The sequence below is a fragment of the Streptomyces sp. NPDC093089 genome (assembly GCF_044754405.1).
Classification (GTDB): Bacteria; Actinomycetota; Actinomycetes; order Streptomycetales; family Streptomycetaceae; genus Streptomyces.
In genome coordinates this window covers 508,293-526,010 of the sequence record NZ_JBIVPA010000003.1, presented here as the reverse complement: position 1 = coordinate 526,010, position 17,718 = coordinate 508,293, and the positions used below count along the sequence as shown (strand labels likewise).

Here is a 17,718-nt window from a genome sequence, read left to right as displayed (position 1 = left end):
GGGCGTTCGGCGTTCGGCGTTCGGCGTTCGGCGTTCGGCGTTCGGCGTTCGGCGTTCGGCGTTCGGCGTTCGGCGTTCGGCGTTCGGCGTTCGGCGAGGAGGCTACGCTCCCTCCATGACCACAGCCTGGACGGCCGGGGCCACCGGCGTACTGCGGCTTCCCTCTGGCCGGCTCGTCCGCGGTCGGGGACTCCGTCGGCCCCTGCCCGAGGGGCCGTTGCCCACCTTCGCTCTCTATCTCCTGGGCCACGAGCCGCCCTCCGTGGCCTGGGAGGCACGCTGGCTTCGATGGCCGGACTTCTGGTTGCCGACCGACCGCGCGGCCGCCGCGGAAGGGCTGCGCGAGGCGTGGACCCGCGCCGAACACGAGCGGGTCGAAGTCGCCTGTGGCGGCGGGTACGGGCGGACCGGCACAGCCCTGGCCTGCCTTGCCGTGCTGGACGGAGTGCCCAGCCGAGAGGCAGTCGCCTACGTCCGCGAGCACTACGCATCACGCGCCGTGGAGACTCCGTGGCAGCGTCGCTTCGTCGCTCGCTTCGAGTAACAGCCACCTCGTCGGCGCCCCAGCCCCTACCCGACTCGACCCGTCCCGTCACAAACACACCCGCCGTCGCGACCCAGGTGGGGTACACGCCCCAGTACGCCTTTGCCAACACCTCCAAGCGAGCCCACGGACGGGCCCCCGGCACGTACCGTCGGAAGAACTGAACCACCGCCGGGAGAACCGAGCCGCTGCGCGCCTGTACGCGACCCGGCGCATGCGGGCGCGCCTGGGCACGCATGGGCGCCCGCACACGCGAGGGCTGGGGAGGCACACATGTCGGGTCACGAGCCGCGGGTCGTCTACAGCGAGGCCCCTGATCAGGAAGTACGCAGCCTGCGCGTACGCCACTGCCGACTGCGTACCGCCCGAGACGAACCCGTCGCCGAACTGGAAGCGGTCTCCTTCCGGCTGCGGTTCGGTGCCGTGGCCGTGCCCGCGGAGGGCATCGGCGGTGTGGAGACCCGACCCGAGTTCCGGCGCCAGGGGCACATGGGCCGCCTCCTCCGGCAGGCGCTGGCAGGCATGGCGCGGAGGGTCGACGTGGCCTTCGTGTCGGAGGGGATCGAGGGGGCGTACGAGCGGTTCGGCTTCGTCGGAGCCGTCGCCGACGGGCATCTGGTCGTCCCCGTCCGCAACGTCGAGCAAGCGACGGGAGGGGACTGGGACTGGGACTCGAACGCGGCCGATCCGGGCATCCGCAGTGCCACCCCTGCTGATCTGCCCACGATGGTCGGCCTGTACAACACCGCGCACGCCCACCGGCCGTGGACCCACGAGCGGCACGCGGGATGGAACCGGCTCGTTCCCCAGACCACCTGGAAGCCGGGGTCGCGGACCCTGGTCCTGCGGACCGGCCACACCATCAACGGCCAGACCGTCAACGGCCACACGATCAACGGCTACGCCGTACTGGAGGGTCGGGCCTTCGGTGACCCACTGGGCACATTGACCGTGGACGAGCTGGTGGCCGAGGACGCCCCCGCGACCCGCCGACTGCTCGCGGCCGTCGCCCGGCTCTGCTGGCAGCGTCGGCTGGACCGGTTCACGGTACGGGAACCGGCCGACAGCCTCACCGGCCGAGTCGCCCGCCACCTGGGCTGCACCTACGAGCAGCGGTTCCCGCCGAGCGGCGGAATGATGGCCGCAGTTCTCAACCGCCCGTCCCTGGTGCGTGCGCTCGAACCCGAACTACGGCGCCGGACGGGTGGACTGCTCCCGGACACGGCCCACCTCCAGGCGGTCGAGGCACTGTGCGGCGGCGACCTGTTCCCCGACGACCACGCACTGATCCGGCTGCTTCTCGGTCACTGGTCGGCCGAGGACGCATACGTGCACGGTGCGGCGGTCCCCGACCGGTACCGGAGTCTCTGTGCGGCCTGGTTCCCGGGCGGCGGTACTCCGGCGCTGCCTGCTCCCTACGCTCACCGCCTGGACAGGTACTGACTGGTACTGACCAGTACGCATTCGTACGACGTACGCGTTCGCCGCCGATCGCGAGGGCACCGGGCCGCCGCGCGAAGGACTCCCCGGCCGCCCGGCTCCGGGGTGGCCGCGGGGCGGTGTCACACGGCTGGTCCGCCCGGGCCATCCGGCAGTGCCGGGCGCCCGCCGACGCGGGCGATGCCCATCTCGTAGGCGAAGACGACGGCTTGGGCGCGGCTGCGGAGGTTCAACTTGGCCATGAGCCGGTGGAGGTGGGTCTTGACGGTGGAATCGCTGACGCGCAGGTGCTCGGCGATCTCCTCGTTGGCGAGGCCTTGAGCAACGAGCCCGAGCACCTCGATCTCGCGTCCGGTGAGCAGGTTCGTCGCGTCGGTGCCGGGCCGGGCCGCCTGCTGGGGTTGCTGGTCGTGGGTGACGTGCCTCTGGACGAGACGGCGGATGCGGGCCGGGGCGACGAGGAGGTCGGCGGAGAGGGTGGCGTTGACGGCGCTGAGGAGTTGCTCGGGTGGCATGTCCTTCAGGAGGAAGCCGCTGCAGCCGACGCGCAGGGCCGCGTAGACGAACTCGTCCTCGTCGAAGGTGGTGAGGACGACGATGCGCGGGGTCGGGTCGAGGTCGAGGTCGAGGATGCGTTCGGCGGCGGCGAGGCCGCTGAGGCGGGGCATGTTGATGTCCATGAGGATCAGGTCGGGGCGGTGCTCGATGGCCGCGGCTACGGCCTCCTCACCGTCCGCCGCCTCCACGATCGGGCCCAGTCCGTCCACCGTGCGCAGCAGTGTGACGATGCCGGAGCGGATGAGGTGCTGGTCGTCCACCACCAGGATGCGGGCCACGGCGCTCCTCGCCCTCGGGTTTGCTCACGTCACGGTCAAAGGTCAGTCGCTGGTCCGGTCCCGCCCCTGGGGGACGTCCTCCCCCGGGTATGTCTCCTGCTCCAGGGGGAGCCGGAGGCATACCTGGAATCCGCCCCCGGGCATGGTCCGGCGGTCAGCGAGCCGTGCCAAATCTTCGCCCGTTCCCGCATTCCGATCAAGCCGTGCCCGGATCCGCGGACCTCGGCGGCCCTCCTGGGGGCGGCGTGCACGGATCTGTGAGTGCTGATGGGGCCGTGCGGGCCGAAGGCTCCGTGGAGGCGGAAGGGTCCTCAAGGGTGGACGGGGCCTCGTGGGGGCTCGGACTCCCCGGACCCGCCGTGCTCCGGCTTCCCGGCCCCCTCGTGTACGGGCCCCCGGGGCCGGTCCCGTACGGGCTGCCCGAACTCGTCGCGTCCCCGAGATCGTACGTACGCAGGACGACCAGGAGGCGCCGCAGTTCGTCCAGGGTCTCCCGTCCGGCTCTGGCGGCGACGCCGAGTGCTTGGTGGGCGGCGGCGGGGTCGGAGTGGAAGGTGTACTGGGCGAGGCCCGTCTGCAGGGTGACGATGGCCATGTGCTGGGAGATGGTGTCGTGCAGCTCGCGCGCGATCCGGAAGCGTTCGTCGAGCACCGCGCGCCGGGCCTCCTGGCGTTGCTGCTCGTCGAGCAGGAGAGCAAGCCGTCTCAACTCGACCTTGTGCAGGACGAGTCGGCGCTGGGCGAGGCCGACGGCGCAGGCCACGGCGGGAACGATCGCCGCCTGCACGACCGTCACGGGCCAGGGCAGCCGGCCGCACACTCCGCTGAGGGCGATGACCGCGGCCAGCAGCACCACACCGCACGTGACGCGGCCCGACCGTTCCCGCGCGGCGACGAAGACGAGCGCGACTGCCGGACACCAGAAGGTGAGCGAGGGCTGATATCCCAGCAGCAGGTATCCGGCGAACCCCGCGGCCGTCACCACGAGCACACCGAACGCCCATTCCTCCCGCAGGCCGATCGGCAGGGCGATCAGGAGGGTGAGCAGACAGGCCCACAGGTCGAACGCCCGCCAGGGCTCCGGGTGGTGGAAGGTGCCGATCAGGCAGCCGGCCGCGGCGAACCCGACGGCCAGGGCCACCGGCGCCGACCGCGGGCGAAGGGCCTGCAGCGCGGACATCCGGACTCGGTGGATGACGGTCCCCAACTGGTCGTCCCTCAGGGTGAGTCGAACACGGTCACCGGCCTCCCCGGTGGCAGCCCCGCGTCCGGCGCCCGGCTGTCGCGGCCACCAGCGTCGGTGCGGGTCGGCCTCCACGGTCATGACCGGCGGCAGCGCACCCCCGTCGCGCTGCCGCCGGCCCCGCACCGTCGGCGGCCCCCGTGCACGTCAACCCGCGCCGAGCCTCAGCGCGGCGTGGCCGAACGCGCCGCCGTCCGGCGCGCCGGCCGGCGGGTCGACCCGGTCCTCTTACCCTCGCCCACCTCGCCCGGCCTGTACGCAGACAGTAGAAGAGACGGGCGCCGCGGGCATCCGGCAGCAGTCCGACGCCCCTGTCGACTTCCGGAGTCACACGCCCCGTCGAGGTCAACCAGCGCGGCACCGATACCGCGCGGCGGGCCGGCAGTCGTCAACCTGAGGGTTACGGCGCGGGGTGGAAGAGCCGCGGGGGATACGGCAGAAGTCGGTAAGTCGGTGCGGAAGTTCAACCCCGTGTGGGACGTCAACCCCAGCCGGGATCCGTATGGTCTGAAACCACGACGTCCCGGAGGACCACCGGCACCACGTCCGGAGGCAACCGCGGCACGTCATCGCCGATCCGTCCGCAGCGCGCCGACGGATCGGATCATCACCGAAGCCGTTCCGCAGCCCGCAGGTCACGGTCCGCAGTCCGCAGTCCGCAGTCCGCAGTCCGCAGTCCGCATCAGGGAACGGCCGCCACGCATTCGTACACGGGGGAACCACCATGCGCACCACACGCAAGACTCTGAAGACCTGTGCCGCGGGAGCCGCGGCCATCGCCGCGCTGTTCTCGACCGCCGCCTGCGGCCCCGACGACGGGGCCGCGGGCGCGAAGACCCCGCCGTCCGCCGGCGCGAGCGCGAACCCGACGACCGCGAGCCCGTCCTCGACGCCCACCGGCGCGACGGCCTCCGCCACTCCGAGCAGCGGCGGAGGCGGTTCGCAGGGGTCGGGCAACGGGTCGGGGAAGTCGGGCGGTTCGGACGCCCCGGGAGGTGACGGGGCAGATGACGTCGGGGGCGACGGCGTCCCCGGCACCCCGTGCACCGACGACACGTTCACGATCACCGCGTCGACGTCCCCTCACGACTCGCTCCAGCACGTGCTGCTCACCGCCACCAACACCGGCGACAAGGCCTGCGTCCTGGGCGGCTATCCCGCCGTGGTCTTCGAGGACGCCACGCACGAGGCCACCGTCATGAAGTCCCAGCTGGAGGAGTTCCTGGTCCAGCCGGGCAAGAAGGCGTACGCGGGCGTCCGGCTCTTCCGGGTCGGCGCGCCCACGACCGCGGTGAAGCGGATGGGCGTCAGCCTCTCCCCGGAGGGGTACGAGCAGAACGTCCCGCTGCCCGGCGGCGTCGGCTTCGTCAACATCGACGACGACCCCAAGGTCACGTACTGGACTGGCAGCGAGGCCCTCGCCGTGAAGCAGTCGCTCGCCGAGTGACAGTTCCCCGGCCTCGGGTGCCCGTACGGCCCGAGGCCACGAGACCCGCGTCGGCGGTGCCGGTCAGGTGGCGCCCTGTGCGGAACTCACCACCGACGCGGACACCTCGGCCCGTGGCCGTACGCGCATGTGCAGATCGCGGAGTTCGAGGGTCACCGCCGCGGCGAGGCGGCCTCGGTGCCCCGGCACGTGCTCCAGGCGCCATCGCCCGGCAATGGTCGCGAGGGCGAGGGTCGCCTCGACCATGCTGAACGAGTCCCCGATGCACTTGCGGGCGCCCGCGGCGAACGGCAGGAAGGCGTGGCGGGGTGGCCGGGGGTGCTCGTCCGACCAGCGATCGGGGGCGAAGGTCTCGGGGTCGTGGTGGAGGTCGGGCCTGTGGTGGATGAGGTAGGGGCTGTAGGCGACGCTGGTGCCGGCCGGCAGCGCGTACCCGCCGAGGTCCGTGTCGGCGGTGACCACACGCGTGAAGAACCAGCCCGGGGGTCGCAGCCGGAGCGTTTCGTTGATGACCCGCTCGGTCAGCCGCAGACGCGGCAGGTCGGCGTACGTGGCCGGCCCACCGCCCAAGGCATCCACCTCCGCGTGCAGCCGCGCCTCGACCTCGGGGTGGCGGGCCACCAGGTCCAGCGCGGAGGACAGCGTGGCGGCGGTGCTCTCGATGCCGGCGAGGACGAAGGAGACGATCGTGTCGTTGATCTCGGCACCGGTCATGCCGGGGCGGTCGTCCTCGGGGTCGTGCGCCGCCACCAGGGCCGAGAGCAGATCGCCGTAATCGGCGCCGTCGGCGCGGCGCTCGGCGACGATCCGCTCGACGGTGTCGTGCAGCCGGGCCCGGGCGGCGAGGTGGGCCCGGTTCCCGGGGGTGGGCAGCCGATCCAGCGGCGGAATCAGGAACATGCGCTGGTAGAGGCTCTTGACCACCGTGGTCACGTCCTCGACGAGTTGCCCGTGCGCCGTCGCGGGCAGCGCGTCGGAGAACAGCGTGGCGGTGATGATCTTCGAGCTGACCCTCATCATCTCGGCGGGCACATCCAGGACCTGCCCAGGGCTCCAGGAATCGGCCGCCTCCCGGACACAAGTGGTCATGGCACGCGCGTAATCGGGCAGCCGGGCCTGGTGGAACGCGGACTGCGACAGCCGCCTGAGCCGACGATGCGCCTCATGCCGGCAGGACACGACGCCGTCGCCGATCACCTCCCGTAGACGGTCGTACAGCGGGCCGCCCTTGTCGAAGACGCGGTCGTCCAGCAGCGCTCGCCGGGTCAGTTCCGGATCGCAGATCACGACCATCGCGAGCGGGCCGAGCCGGATACGCACCAGGTCGCCGAAGGCCGGCAGCGAGTTCAAGAACGCCAGCGGATCCCTCAGCAGCGGCACGACGTGCCCGACCAGGGGCAGCGCACGGGGAGCGGTGGGGATCGAGCGGAAATCCTTCATGACGCGGTACGGCTCCTCTTGACGGGCCCCGTTGTCAGGCGGCCCCTGCCGAGAGTCCGTCCTGGTGGAGCTCTGGCAGATCGGTAGACCGCCAGACCGCCGAGTCGGGGCCGGCTCGGGCATGTCCCCACGCGTCGTATCTAGCGCAGGCCTGCGACTGCACCCGCGTCCGGCCGGGAAAGGAGCAGGTCAGCGACTGTCAGCCGGGGCACCGTCGGGTTGACGCCATACGGCTCACGGCGTACGGCTCAGGCGTACGGCTCAGGCGTACGGCTCACGGCTTCGCTGGCAGTGGACGGCGGGGAGGAGCCGGGGGCGGGCGCGATCCCGGAATGGGCAGCAGCCGGCGGCGCTCAGCGATGTCGGCGTTTCGGCCACGACCCCTTCCGGACCACGACCCTCGCGCCGCAAGGGTCGGTGCACTCGGCACGAACATACCTTCGCTCCGTCTCGGGGTTCGCACGCCCCGTCTCGGGTTCGCACGGCGTCCGAAAAACGTGTGTTCGACGGGCATGGTCGTGTCGTTGAACCTTCTGACACCCCGAACCCCTCCCACTTGGAGAACCCCGTGTACCCCCTTCCCGGCCCTGTCGCCTCCCCCACCCCCACCCTCGCTCCCACCCCCACCCCCGCTTCCGCTTCCGCTTCCGCTCCCACCGGGCCTCGCCGCGGCGTCGGCGCATTCCGTTCAGCACGTCCGTATACGAGGTGGGGGGCATGAAGGCGACCCCGGACGGGAAGACGTCGCCGCCGGCTGGAGCGGAGGCCGAATCGGCGTCCGAGCGGCTGTTGTTCGGGGGACGGCTCGACTACGACAAGGGGTGGAGCCAGTACCGCGGGACCTGGGTGAAGCTGGGCATGTGGAGCATGGCCGTGAGCTTTCCCCGGCAGGTGGCCGTGGCCGTGCGGTTGGCGAGGCAGGCCGACCGGAGGGCCCTGTACACGGTGGCGGTCAGTGAGGTCGGTCGAGGGCTGGGGCAGGCGTTCACGCTGGTGGCGGTGAACGCGCTGCTGGCCGAACTGCTGGCGGCGGGGGCCTTGGACGACCGGTTGCGGGCGTCGCTGCCGGCGCTGGTACTCGTGTCGGTGATGTCGGTGCTCTCCTCCCTGCTGAAGTCGGCGTCGACCGCGTCGACGGGGGTACTGGAACCGAAGGTGCAGCGGGTCGCCACCGAGCGGTACCTGGGGCTCGTCGCCAAGGTGGAGATGGACGCGATCGAGGACGACGCGTTCCACAAACTCATGGACTCGGCGCAGTGGGGCGCCGACGGGGCACGGCGGATGGTGGGTTACTGCACGGCGGTGGTCGCCTCGGCGATCTCGCTCGTCGCCGCCGCCGGCGTGCTGACGGTGCTGCACTGGGCTCTGCTGCCGCTGCTCGTGGCGATGGCGCTGCCGAGCGCGTGGGGGTCGCTGACGGTGGCGCGGGCGCGGTACACGAGTTGGCACCGGTTCGTCCAGCACGCGCGCGCCGCGCAACTGCTCAGCCAACTGCTCATCGATCAGCGGGCGGCCGGAGAGGTCCGGGTCCATGACGTGGGCCCGTTCCTGCTGGAGCACTTCCGGGGGATGGCGGAGACGAGCGAGCGGGAGCAGACCCGGCTCGCGTGGGTGGCGGCCCGTACGGGTCTGCTGGCGGACGGGGCTCGTGGAGTGGCCACGGTGGCCGCGTACGGGGTGCTGGGTCTGCTGCTGTGGAACGGGCAGATGGCGCTCGCGGTCGGCGGCACGGCGGTGCTCGCGATCCGGGCCGGGTCGGCAAGCATCACGGACCTGGTGCTGCGGGTGACCGACATCCAGGAGGAGTCGCTGTTCGTCGCCGACCTGGAGCGGTTGTGCGCCGAGGCGGAGCGGCGGGCCATCCCGGAGACCGGCGCGGACGTGCCGGAGGACTTCGACGCGATCCGTTTCGAGAAGGTCGGCTTCACCTACCACGGTGCCGAGGAGCCGTCCCTGCGCGAGGTGGACCTGGTCATCCCCCGCGGCCGGACCGTCGCCCTGGTGGGCAGGAACGGATCGGGCAAATCCACTGTCTCGAAGCTCCTGTGCGGCCTGCACCTGCCGGCCGAGGGTCGGGTCATGTGGGGGGACGTCAGCGCCGCTGACGCGTGCCGGGCCCGGATCTTCAGCCGGGTCGCGTTGGTCGCCCAGGACTTCCAGCGCTGGCCGTTCACCGCCCGGGTCAACATCGGCATCGGCCGCAGCAGCGTCGCCATGGACGACGCGACCATCACGGCCGCCGCCGCGTACGCGGGCGCCGACGAGGTCATCGACGGACTCCCTCGCGGACTGGGCACCCTCCTGGCCCGCGGCTACCGGGGCGGACAAGAGCTCTCCGGCGGCCAGTGGCAGCGGATCGGCCTGGCCCGCGGGAAGGCCCGCGAGGGGCAGGTGCTCATCGTCGACGAGCCGACCAGCGCCCTCGACCCGGCCGCCGAGCAGCGCGTCTTCGACCAGATCCACCGGCTCGCCGGCACCGGCCAGACCACCGTCCTGATCACCCACCGCCTCCACAGCGTGCGCCACGCCGACCTGATCTACGTACTCGACGAGGGCCGGGTCATCGAGCACGGCACGTTCGCCCAGCTCATGGATCCCACCGCGGTCCCGGGAGCGTTCCGGGAAGCGTACGAGCTGCAGGCGCGCCAGTTCACGGCCCCCTCGGTGCCCGCACAGGCCGCCCCGGCGACCGGCCCGTCGGTCGAGGCCGGCGGCCTCCTCGGCGAAGGGGATGTGCTGCCATGACGCCCGTCTCCCCCAAGTCACGGATCTCCTTGGTCACGCTCCTCCTCGCCGCGGACTTCGCCGTTCTGCCGACGTCTGTCGTGGCGGGCCCGGCCGGCACCGACACGCGGAACTACATCGCCCGGGCCGAGTCGGGCGGTCACTGGTTCGTGAAGACCTATTCGCCCGGCACCGACCTGGCGAAGGCCGAGGACGCCGCCGCCCTCAGCGAGCACGCGCGCCTGCGCGGTGTTCCGGTCGCCCCCGCCCTGTACACGGCGAACGACAACCGTCTCGTCGCCAGACACCCGTGGCTGTCGATGTCCGTGACCCGGTTCATCCCCCGTACGGTCACGGCGGACGGCCGTCTGACCGGTCGCCGGTGGGAAGCGGTCGGCGAGGCGGTCGGGCGCCTGCACCGCGGGTTCGCCCGACATGGGTTCGCCCGGAGCGGGGTCGGTACGCACGGGGTCGCCCGTCAAGGGATGGGTCGGCACGGGTTCGGCCCTCCTCTGCTCGGCCCGAGGGACAGGTCCGTCGACGTCGCCCGGAGCAGGACCCGGCTGGAAGAACTCCTGTCCTGGTACGAGGCGGCTCCGCCGGTCACCGCGTTCGATCGCTGGGCCGTCGCCACGGCCCACGAGAAACTCGCGCGACTACCGGAGGTGGAGCGGCTCCTGGAGAAGGTCCCTCAGGCGATGGTGTCGCAGCTGGTGCACGGCGACCTGTCGGGCCCGAACGTGCTGCTGAAGGGCGACGAGGTCGCCGCCCTCATCGACTTCGCCCCGCCCGTACGACGTTCCCCGGTGTGGGAACTGGGCCGCCTGGCGCTCGACCCCCGCACGGTACTCACCCGACCGGACTGGCCCGACGGCCTGAGCCGCCTCGCCGCCGCCTACCACCACCGCCACCCCGTCGTGGGAGTGCGGGAACTGGTGAGCGTGGTGCGGTTGACCGCCGCCGCCCTCGCGCTGTCCGTATACCCGCTCAACACCGTCGCCGCCGGTCTCGGGCCCGTCACGCCGTCCCTGGCGGCGTACGCACGAGCCCGTCACCAGGCAGCCGCGGTGCTGCGCGAGCGGCTGGACGAGGCCGAGGAGAGGGTGCGTGACCGCCTCGGCCAGTCCCGCCGCCCTCGCCGCTCCTCGGCCTCCCGACCGCGGCCCTTCCGCCAGCCCGTAGGTACGCCCTCCAACCGCCTCTCCACCCCATGGCCCCGACGACCGCCCCTCGCACATCGAACTTCGTGAGGTTCTGACATGCCGCCTTCCCCCGCCCACATCCGTGACCTGCTCACCCCCTACCTCGACCGGAACCCCGACGAGCGAGACGGCCTGGCCGCGCTGCTCGCCGCCCTGGACACAGCCGTGGGCACCACCGTGGGTGCCGCTGCGAGCTCCGGCCGCGTGAGTGCCATCGGCGGCGATCCGACCAGCCGCACCACCCTCCCCGGACACATCACCTGCAGCGCCGTCGTGATCGACGCCGACGCGCGTGTCCTGCACGTCCTGCACAGAGGGACCGGGTTGCTTCTCGCGCCGGGCGGCCACGTCGACGCCGGCGACGTAACCCTGCTGGCCGCGTGCCTGCGGGAGCTCAAGGAGGAGACCGGGATCCCGGCCTCCTCCCTCGCCCTCACGCGGGAGTTCCGGGAGGGGCCGATCGACATCGACGTCCACACCATCGACGCCGACCCCGCCAGAGGCGAGCCGGCGCACCAGCACTACGACTTCCGCTTCGTCTTCCAGCTCGCCACCGACGACGTACCGCGACTCACGCTCCAGGCCGAGGAGGTCGACGGCTCGGTCTGGCTCCCCTTCGACAAGGTCTCCTCCCCCACCCTGCGGGCCAAACTCGTCGCCTCCGGGCTGGACGGCACCCTCCGGCCGCTGAACGCCAGCGCGCTGATCCACGACGGCGACGGCCGGTACCTGCTGCACCTCCGGGATGCGAACAAGCCCGACATCTGGGCGCCGGGGGCGTGGTCCCTGCTCGGAGGCGGCAGCGAGCCGCAGGACCTCGACCTGCTGGACACGATGCGCCGCGAGCTCATGGAGGAGGCCGGGCTGGAGATCGAGGACCTCCGGCCGTACGCGGTCGAGGTCGCCACGGGTACCGCCGGCATCCGCGTGCCCATCCAGATCTTCACCGGCCGCTGGAGCGGCGACCCTTCGACGCTGCCCCTGACCGAAGGTGTGATGCTCGCCTGGGTCCACCCCGAGAAGTTCCCCTTCATGACCATGCCGCCGTCCACGAGGAGCCTTCTGGAGCGACACGTGGCCGAACATCCCGCCCCCGTCCCCGCCCCTGTCTCGTGGCCGGGTGCGGTCGCACCGACAACGGCTCCGCCCGGCACCGTGCCTCACATCCTCGGCGTCCACCTCTATCTGGAGCGCGACGGGCAGGTCCTCCTCGGCCGCCGCCACCCCGATTCCAGGTTCGCGGGCGGGCTCCTGCACACCCTGGCGGGCCACTGCGAGGCCGAATCCGCGACGGCGTGCCTGGTACGAGAGGCATACGAGGAAGCCGGGCTGGTGATCGACCCGGCCGACCTCGCACTCGTCCACACGGTCCACCTGGTGGTACCGGGGAGGGTACCGAGGCTTCAGCTCTTCTTCCGCGCCAGCCACTGGGAGGGCGTACCGGAGATCCGCGAGCCGGACAAATGCGTCGGCTGGGGCTGGTGGAACGCCAAGGACCTGCCCAAGCCGATCGTCCCCTACACGCGCGCCGCGATCGAAGGCATCCTGGCCGGCCGCCCCTACACCGAGCTGGGGTGGGCACGTTGACCGACTTCGCCACCGTCGGCCCCGCATACACCGCCCACTCCCGCGCGGCGCGGGGCCGCCTCCGCCACGATCTCGTCGCCCGCCGCCTCCTCGCCGAACTTCCCCCCGATCCCGTACGGATCCTGGACGCCGGCTGCGGCGACGGCGAGATGACCCTCAGGCTCGCCGCAGCAGGACACCACGTCACCGCGGCCGACCCGTCCACCGACATGCTCGCCAGGACGGCCCGCCGCCTCACCGCCCGCCCCGAACTCGCTCAGCGGGTACGGCTCCTCCAAGTCGGCATCGACGAACTGCCAATCGCTGGTGAGCCCTTCGACGCGGTCTGCTGCCACGGCGTACTGATGTACCTGGCCGACACACCGGGCTCGTTCACCCGGCTGGCCGCGCTCGTCAGATCGGGTGGCCTGCTCAGCGTTCTCACGAAGAACAGGTCCGCCATCGGCTTCCGCGAGGCCCTCCGCGGCGACTACCCGGCGGCGCTCCACCTCATCGAGCACGGCGCGGACACGAGCATCGGCAACCTCGGCCTGGCCACACGAGGAGACACGGCCGGCGGACTCGACCGGCTCGCCGCCGAGCACGGCCTGACACCGCTGAACTGGCAGGGCATCCGGGTCTTCACCGACCACCACGACGACGACTGGACCCCCGACGCCGACACGTACACGCAGGCGCTGGAGACCGAATGGGCCGCGTCGACCCGCGACCCGTACCGGCACCTCGGACGCCTCGTCCACACGCTGGCTCGCCGCGGACCGGCGGGGGTGACGCCGTGACGACCACGACGGCGACAACGACCGCGACCACCTCACCGCGGCGGAGCAGTACACCGAACTGCCTGACGCCGCGGTCGCCGCGTACCGGGCGGACCCCTGCCGTGGGATTTCCTCATCGGCGAACGCCAGGATTCGAGAACACGGCGTTCACCGTGCTTCCGCCCCGGCGCCCGGGAGGCAGCGAGTGAGCGGCGAGCGCCACACCGTACCGGTGGACGTGCACCTGATCGCCGTCCGGGAGGGACGTCAGGGCCCGGAAGTGTTGCTGTCCCGGCGGGCCGGGGACGTGTACGCGGCCGGTCTCTGGCACGCGCCGTCGGGCCACGTGGAGCGGGAGACCGTCGTCACCGCCGTCGTGCGCGAGACGCGGGAGGAAACCGGTCTCGTCGTGGACCCGGCCGACGTACGCGCCGCCGTCACGGTGCACCACCGGCCGCCCGGTGGGCGAGAACGTGTCGGCTTCTTCTTCGAGGTGCGTCGCTGGCAGGGCTCGCCACGGGTCGCCGAACCGGACAAGTGCGACGCGATGGGGTGGTTCCCGCTCGACGCCCTGCCGGATCCGATGGTCGCCTACTGCCGCGCCGGGCTCGACGCCTACCGGGCGGGCGCGCCGGTCGCCTTGCACTTCCAGGACCCCGACGACGGGATCGCCTACAGCCCTTCCCCCGGCCATGACCCGGGCCTCGACCGCCTTCACCTTGTCCCGGCCGCCGGGCCTGCGAAACGCAGGGCGGAGCCGAAGCCCAGGGCGAGCCCGGAACGGGCTCCTGGCCCGTACCTGGCCCGGCAGGGGCAGGGGCAGGGGCAAGGGCAGAGGCAGGAGCAAGTGCCCGGCTTGGCGCCGACGCCGTGCTCGGAGCCGGTGTCCTCCCCGCAGCAGGAACCCACTCCCCCGCGGGCGGTGCGCGCCTTCGCCGAGCGTGCCGTCGGCCGTATCGCCGCGTGGACGGATGTCTCCTGGGCCCGGGAGAACAGCCGTGTATGGCGGGCCGCAGGCACCGGCGGTGGCCTGTGGTTCGTCAAGATCCACCAGAACCCCAAGTTCCACCGCAGGGAGACGGACGCACTACGCGGATGGGTGCCGGACCTGGGCGACGCCGGGCCCCGTCTCGTGGCCGCCGACCCCGAGCTCCTGGCTGTCGTGGTGACACCCGTCGAGGGCCGGTCCCTTCACGGTGCCGTCCTCTCCGCCGCCGAGGAGGCCGAGGTCCTGCGGTCGATCGGCGTACTCGCGGCCCGCATCCACGCGAGTCCGCTTCCACCCGAGCCCCGACCTTCTGAAGCGCCACCGACCGACCCGTACGACCGCATGGAACGCCACCTTGCAGCAGCCCGACCCCTGCTCGAACCGGGAGACGAGGGAGAACCGGGAGACGAGGAATGCGTGCGCCGGGCCGTCGCGGCGGCTCAGGAACTGGCACCGCTCGAACACGTGGTGACCCATGGCGACTTCCAGTACCGCAACCTCTTGCTCGCCGCTGACGGCACCGTGCGCTTCATCGACGTCGAGCGCAGTGAACCCCACACGCGAGTACGGGACCTGACGCGCCTCATCGACCGCTTCGACGGCCGGCCCGACCTCGCCGAGGCCTTCTTCGCCGGCTACGGTCGCCCGCTCACCGCTGCCGAGGAGACCCATCTGGCTGCGAGCACGGCGCTGGACGCGGTCTCGGGCATCGCCTTCGGAACCCGCGCCGGCGACCCGGAGCTCGTCGAGCGCGGCCGCCGCACACTCGCACGCCTTCGCGCGGGCGCCCGCTGGCCTTTCTCCCACCTCCCTCAGGTCGGAGACCACACGATGAGGACGATCGCATCAGCGGAGGACTGGAGCACGAGATGATGAGCACGAACGACGAACGACGAGGTCAGGAGCATCCATGGCGAAGCGGGTCCACCAACCCCGTGAGGACGCAGAGTTCGATTTCATCCTGAGGATGAGCAGCACCCCGGTTCTCGCGTACTTCACCGGCACATGGCCCAAGGCCATCGAGCCCAGCCGGACGATGGACCTCGTCGTGGGTGGCATCGCCGACGAGTACGCGGACCGGCTGACGGCGGTCCGCGTCGACATCACGCGCTGTCCCGACACGACCCGGCGCTACGAGATCACCGGGGCGCCGTCCTATGTGTTGCTGAAGGAAGGCACGCCGGTGGCCAGTGGCACGGGGCCCGCGAGCACGTCCGAAATCCGGGAACTCGTCGAAACCCATCTCTGAGCGCTGCCGATGGTCTCGACGTCCAAGCCCCGGCGAGCGCCGGGGCAGCGCGGCAGGGGCAGGGCGGCAGCGGCAGGGCGTGGGATAGTTGATCATGCCTGTGACCAATCCGTGGCTGGCCGGCCCGTCACCGAAGCAGCGTCTCGATCGTGAGCGGCTGGAAGAGCGAATACTCCATCTGCTGTCGTCGCAGAACATGTGCGTGATCGCGACGGCGGGACCGGAGGGGCCGCTCGCGACTCCGGTGCGTTACTTCCCTCTCGACTTCGCGGTGATGTTCTCCACGGCAGCTGGTTCGCCGAAGATGAGGAACCTCGCCGCGGACCCCCGGGTGTCGGTGGGGGTCTTCGCCCCGCTGGTCGGACAGGCCAGCAGCCGAGGTGCCCAGCTCTTCGGGAAGGCCCGCGTGCTGTCCGAGGACGACCCGGATTTCGAGCACTACTGGCCGGCGTTCCGCTGGCAGTCCGATCACGTCGAACGGTCGTGCGCGCTCGACGAGCCGCCTTCGGGGCCGCTCGTCGTGATCGAGGCCGAGCGGATCGTCTACACCGAGCACTGGCTGCGCCGCGAGGGTTTCGCGCCGCGTCAGTTCTGGACCCGCTTGGACGAGTAACCCGGGATGCCCCGACGCCAAGTGTCGGAGCGGGGGCTCCGGCACGCACCCTCCGTGAGGGCGGTGGTCAGGAGTGCGGGGGACCTCATGAAGCAGATCGATGGGGCGATTGACGAGTATCTGCCACGATCTGCGGATGGGTGCTTTGAATGCGGCGGCAACCAGGGTCGCCGGAGGAGCCACCGTGACGTTCCGGCCCAGCGGCTCGTCGATGGTGCCCCTGATACGTAGCCGGCAGCAGGTGGTCGTGGCTCCGGTCGACCCGACGAAGGTGACGGTCGGGGACATCGTCCTCGCCCGCGTCGCCGGGACCGTCTACTTGCACGTGGTGTCCTCGGTGGACCCGGCCAGAAGGCGGGTCCAGACGACTCCCCCTGATCGACCGGAAGCGCCGGCCGTGCCGCCCCGCGCTCCCGGGCCGGGCCCAGATGCGTCGCCGGGAGCGACCTGACCCGCCACGACGGATGCGTCACCGATGCCCGTGGGCCCACCACGCCCTCGACGTTCCACCGCCTACGGCGAGCGCAACCTCACTGGCGACGCACGGTGAAGTAGTCGTACGCAGTGGATTCCGGACCGCCGACGGTGACGGTGAGGAAGGTGCGGTTACGGGAGCGGGCGGTGGCCATGCTCATCGGGGAGTCGGGCATGACCCAGCAGCGCCTGTAGATCTCACTGGCGGGTGGACACGGGGTAGGGGACTCGGCCGTGACGAGCACCGAGAGCGGGTCGTCGGGCCGCTCCCAGTCGAGGTCAATCCCGGGCCCGTCGAGCACGGGCGAAGGCAGCTTGCTTCCGTCGGAGGTGCGACCCCCGTGGCGTAGGTAGTCGAGTGCGTACGTGATGGTGCCCGCCGCGTGCGGTACGTCGCGCCCCTTGCCGTCCTGAGGCCCCCAGACCGCGATGTCCGCCTCGCGAATGCGCGGCAGCGCCTCGGCCACGCTTCCCCGTACGCCGAAATAGGCGACAGCACGCATGCTGCACGTCAGCACGTACGGAGGCCGACCGCTGTCGAAGACCGACCCTTCGCCGGACCTGACGCACGAGTCCGTGACATGCGCCCGTACGAGTTCCAGGCCCTCCACGGCCCCCATCCGCTCGATGAGCTCCCGGATCTTCCGCTCCTCCGCCGATCTGAGCTGCTCCGTCGCGGGCAGCGTCGTCCGCGACCGCAGCTCCTGATCCGAGGGCGCGACGGAGCACGCCGTCGCCACCCCGAGGAGCGCCGACGCCCACAGAACCATCCCCGCTCGCCGACCACGCCGCGGTGGCAGCCTCGTGGTGTCGGGCCAGGGAGCGCTCGACCTCGGGCCGTCGTGGCGTCGCGGCTCACGTACGTCCGCGTCCTCGGCCGCGGACGAATCCGTTCGGCGGACCATCACGCGATACGTCGCTCCGCGGGCACTCCCGCACAACTCGCGGAGGGCGGAAGCGAATGCGCGGGGCGGATCACCCATCGCACCCAGCACTGATCGACTGCGTCCCATCGCTCCCCCGTGCACGTGCCGACGTCCTTCAGGACTCAACCCGAGTCGGGACACAGCTCACAAGACGGAAACGAGCCGTGCCGGGCGTCGGGAAGCAGGACACGAGATTCCGCCCCTTCGTCCGGCAGGCACTCGCCGGACGAAGGGGCTTCCTCAGCGC

The 17,718-nt window shown here is 71.6% G+C and carries 15 protein-coding genes; 11 read left to right on the top strand and 4 right to left on the bottom strand.

The window, feature by feature from the left end; translation table 11 throughout:
- The first annotated feature begins 115 nt into the window (after positions 1-115).
- Together ACIQFX_RS09250 and ACIQFX_RS09245 are read left to right on the top strand one after the other, a co-directional pair.
- On the top strand, positions 116-544 hold the full coding sequence (locus ACIQFX_RS09250; protein ID WP_402460376.1) for a protein-tyrosine phosphatase family protein: 429 nt from the start codon (positions 116-118) through the stop codon (positions 542-544).
- Positions 545-817: 273 nt separating this feature from the next.
- Complete coding sequence (locus ACIQFX_RS09245) at positions 818-1,987, top strand: GNAT family N-acetyltransferase (RefSeq protein WP_402460375.1); 1,170 nt, start codon at positions 818-820, stop codon at positions 1,985-1,987.
- Between the two features lie 119 nt (positions 1,988-2,106).
- Here the strand turns inward: ACIQFX_RS09245 and ACIQFX_RS09240 are convergent, their stop codons facing one another.
- Positions 2,107-2,820, bottom strand: coding sequence for a response regulator (locus tag ACIQFX_RS09240; protein WP_402460373.1), 714 nt, complete (start codon positions 2,818-2,820; stop codon positions 2,107-2,109).
- 196 nt (positions 2,821-3,016) lie between these two features.
- A complete protein-coding gene (locus ACIQFX_RS09235; protein ID WP_402460371.1) occupies positions 3,017-4,000 on the bottom strand; it encodes a sensor histidine kinase in 984 nt (327 codons plus the stop codon).
- A gap of 787 nt (positions 4,001-4,787) precedes the next feature.
- On the opposite strand from ACIQFX_RS09235, the gene ACIQFX_RS09230 reads away from it, so the two are divergent.
- The gene (locus tag ACIQFX_RS09230; protein WP_402460369.1) at positions 4,788-5,510 is read left to right on the top strand and encodes a DUF4232 domain-containing protein; all 723 of its coding nucleotides are present in this window, start codon (positions 4,788-4,790) and stop codon (positions 5,508-5,510) included.
- Between the two features lie 63 nt (positions 5,511-5,573).
- Here ACIQFX_RS09230 and ACIQFX_RS09225 read toward each other — a convergent pair whose 3' ends face one another.
- Positions 5,574-6,950 carry a cytochrome P450 gene (locus ACIQFX_RS09225; RefSeq protein ID WP_402460367.1) on the bottom strand — a complete coding sequence of 459 codons (1,377 nt, stop codon included), beginning with the start codon at positions 6,948-6,950 and terminating at the stop codon, positions 5,574-5,576.
- Positions 6,951-7,667: 717 nt separating this feature from the next.
- Between ACIQFX_RS09225 and ACIQFX_RS09220 the strand changes: the two genes are divergently transcribed.
- The 8 genes from ACIQFX_RS09220 to ACIQFX_RS09185 all read left to right on the top strand — a co-directional run bounded on the left by ACIQFX_RS09220 (position 7,668) and on the right by ACIQFX_RS09185 (position 16,522).
- On the top strand, positions 7,668-9,695 hold the full coding sequence (locus tag ACIQFX_RS09220) for an ATP-binding cassette domain-containing protein (protein ID WP_402460365.1): 2,028 nt from the start codon (positions 7,668-7,670) through the stop codon (positions 9,693-9,695).
- On the top strand, positions 9,692-10,924 hold the full coding sequence (locus ACIQFX_RS09215; RefSeq protein ID WP_402460363.1) for a phosphotransferase: 1,233 nt from the start codon (positions 9,692-9,694) through the stop codon (positions 10,922-10,924). The genes ACIQFX_RS09220 and ACIQFX_RS09215 overlap by 4 nt, the downstream gene beginning before the upstream one ends.
- A 9-nt stretch (positions 10,925-10,933) precedes the next feature.
- The gene (locus ACIQFX_RS09210) at positions 10,934-12,463 is read left to right on the top strand and encodes an NUDIX domain-containing protein (protein ID WP_402460362.1); all 1,530 of its coding nucleotides are present in this window, start codon (positions 10,934-10,936) and stop codon (positions 12,461-12,463) included.
- Positions 12,451-13,242 carry a class I SAM-dependent methyltransferase gene (locus ACIQFX_RS09205; RefSeq protein ID WP_402460360.1) on the top strand — a complete coding sequence of 264 codons (792 nt, stop codon included), beginning with the start codon at positions 12,451-12,453 and terminating at the stop codon, positions 13,240-13,242. The genes ACIQFX_RS09210 and ACIQFX_RS09205 overlap by 13 nt, the downstream gene beginning before the upstream one ends.
- Before the next feature lie 184 nt (positions 13,243-13,426).
- Positions 13,427-15,082: an NUDIX domain-containing protein gene (locus ACIQFX_RS09200; RefSeq protein ID WP_402460359.1), complete on the top strand. Its 1,656-nt coding sequence runs from the start codon at positions 13,427-13,429 to the stop codon at positions 15,080-15,082.
- 37 nt (positions 15,083-15,119) lie between these two features.
- The gene (locus tag ACIQFX_RS09195; protein ID WP_402460357.1) at positions 15,120-15,458 is read left to right on the top strand and encodes a thioredoxin family protein; all 339 of its coding nucleotides are present in this window, start codon (positions 15,120-15,122) and stop codon (positions 15,456-15,458) included.
- A 94-nt stretch (positions 15,459-15,552) separates the two neighbouring features.
- On the top strand, positions 15,553-16,071 hold the full coding sequence (locus tag ACIQFX_RS09190) for a pyridoxamine 5'-phosphate oxidase family protein (RefSeq protein ID WP_402460703.1): 519 nt from the start codon (positions 15,553-15,555) through the stop codon (positions 16,069-16,071).
- Between the two features lie 100 nt (positions 16,072-16,171).
- Positions 16,172-16,522 carry a S24 family peptidase gene (locus ACIQFX_RS09185; protein ID WP_402460355.1) on the top strand — a complete coding sequence of 117 codons (351 nt, stop codon included), beginning with the start codon at positions 16,172-16,174 and terminating at the stop codon, positions 16,520-16,522.
- 79 nt (positions 16,523-16,601) lie between these two features.
- Here the strand turns inward: ACIQFX_RS09185 and ACIQFX_RS09180 are convergent, their stop codons facing one another.
- Entirely contained in the window at positions 16,602-17,315 is a 714-nt protein-coding gene (locus tag ACIQFX_RS09180; RefSeq protein ID WP_402460353.1) for a hypothetical protein, read from the bottom strand.
- Positions 17,316-17,718: the final 403 nt, after the last annotated feature.

Excerpts from the sequence above, each read along its gene's own strand:
- ACIQFX_RS09220 (WP_402460365.1), top strand. The coding sequence starts at position 7,668 with ATGAAGGCGACCCCGGACGGGAAGACGTCGCCGCCGGCTGGAGCGGAG.
- ACIQFX_RS09225 (WP_402460367.1), bottom strand. The coding sequence starts at position 6,950 with ATGAAGGATTTCCGCTCGATCCCCACCGCTCCCCGTGCGCTGCCCCTG.
- ACIQFX_RS09215 (WP_402460363.1), top strand. The coding sequence starts at position 9,692 with ATGACGCCCGTCTCCCCCAAGTCACGGATCTCCTTGGTCACGCTCCTC.
- ACIQFX_RS09180 (WP_402460353.1), bottom strand. The coding sequence starts at position 17,315 with ATGGTTCTGTGGGCGTCGGCGCTCCTCGGGGTGGCGACGGCGTGCTCC.
- ACIQFX_RS09245 (WP_402460375.1), top strand. The coding sequence starts at position 818 with ATGTCGGGTCACGAGCCGCGGGTCGTCTACAGCGAGGCCCCTGATCAG.
- ACIQFX_RS09235 (WP_402460371.1), bottom strand. The coding sequence starts at position 4,000 with ATGTCCGCGCTGCAGGCCCTTCGCCCGCGGTCGGCGCCGGTGGCCCTG.
- ACIQFX_RS09195 (WP_402460357.1), top strand. The coding sequence starts at position 15,120 with ATGGCGAAGCGGGTCCACCAACCCCGTGAGGACGCAGAGTTCGATTTC.
- ACIQFX_RS09190 (WP_402460703.1), top strand. The coding sequence starts at position 15,553 with ATGCCTGTGACCAATCCGTGGCTGGCCGGCCCGTCACCGAAGCAGCGT.
- ACIQFX_RS09250 (WP_402460376.1), top strand. The coding sequence starts at position 116 with ATGACCACAGCCTGGACGGCCGGGGCCACCGGCGTACTGCGGCTTCCC.
- ACIQFX_RS09210 (WP_402460362.1), top strand. The coding sequence starts at position 10,934 with ATGCCGCCTTCCCCCGCCCACATCCGTGACCTGCTCACCCCCTACCTC.
- ACIQFX_RS09185 (WP_402460355.1), top strand. The coding sequence starts at position 16,172 with ATGGGGCGATTGACGAGTATCTGCCACGATCTGCGGATGGGTGCTTTG.
- ACIQFX_RS09230 (WP_402460369.1), top strand. The coding sequence starts at position 4,788 with ATGCGCACCACACGCAAGACTCTGAAGACCTGTGCCGCGGGAGCCGCG.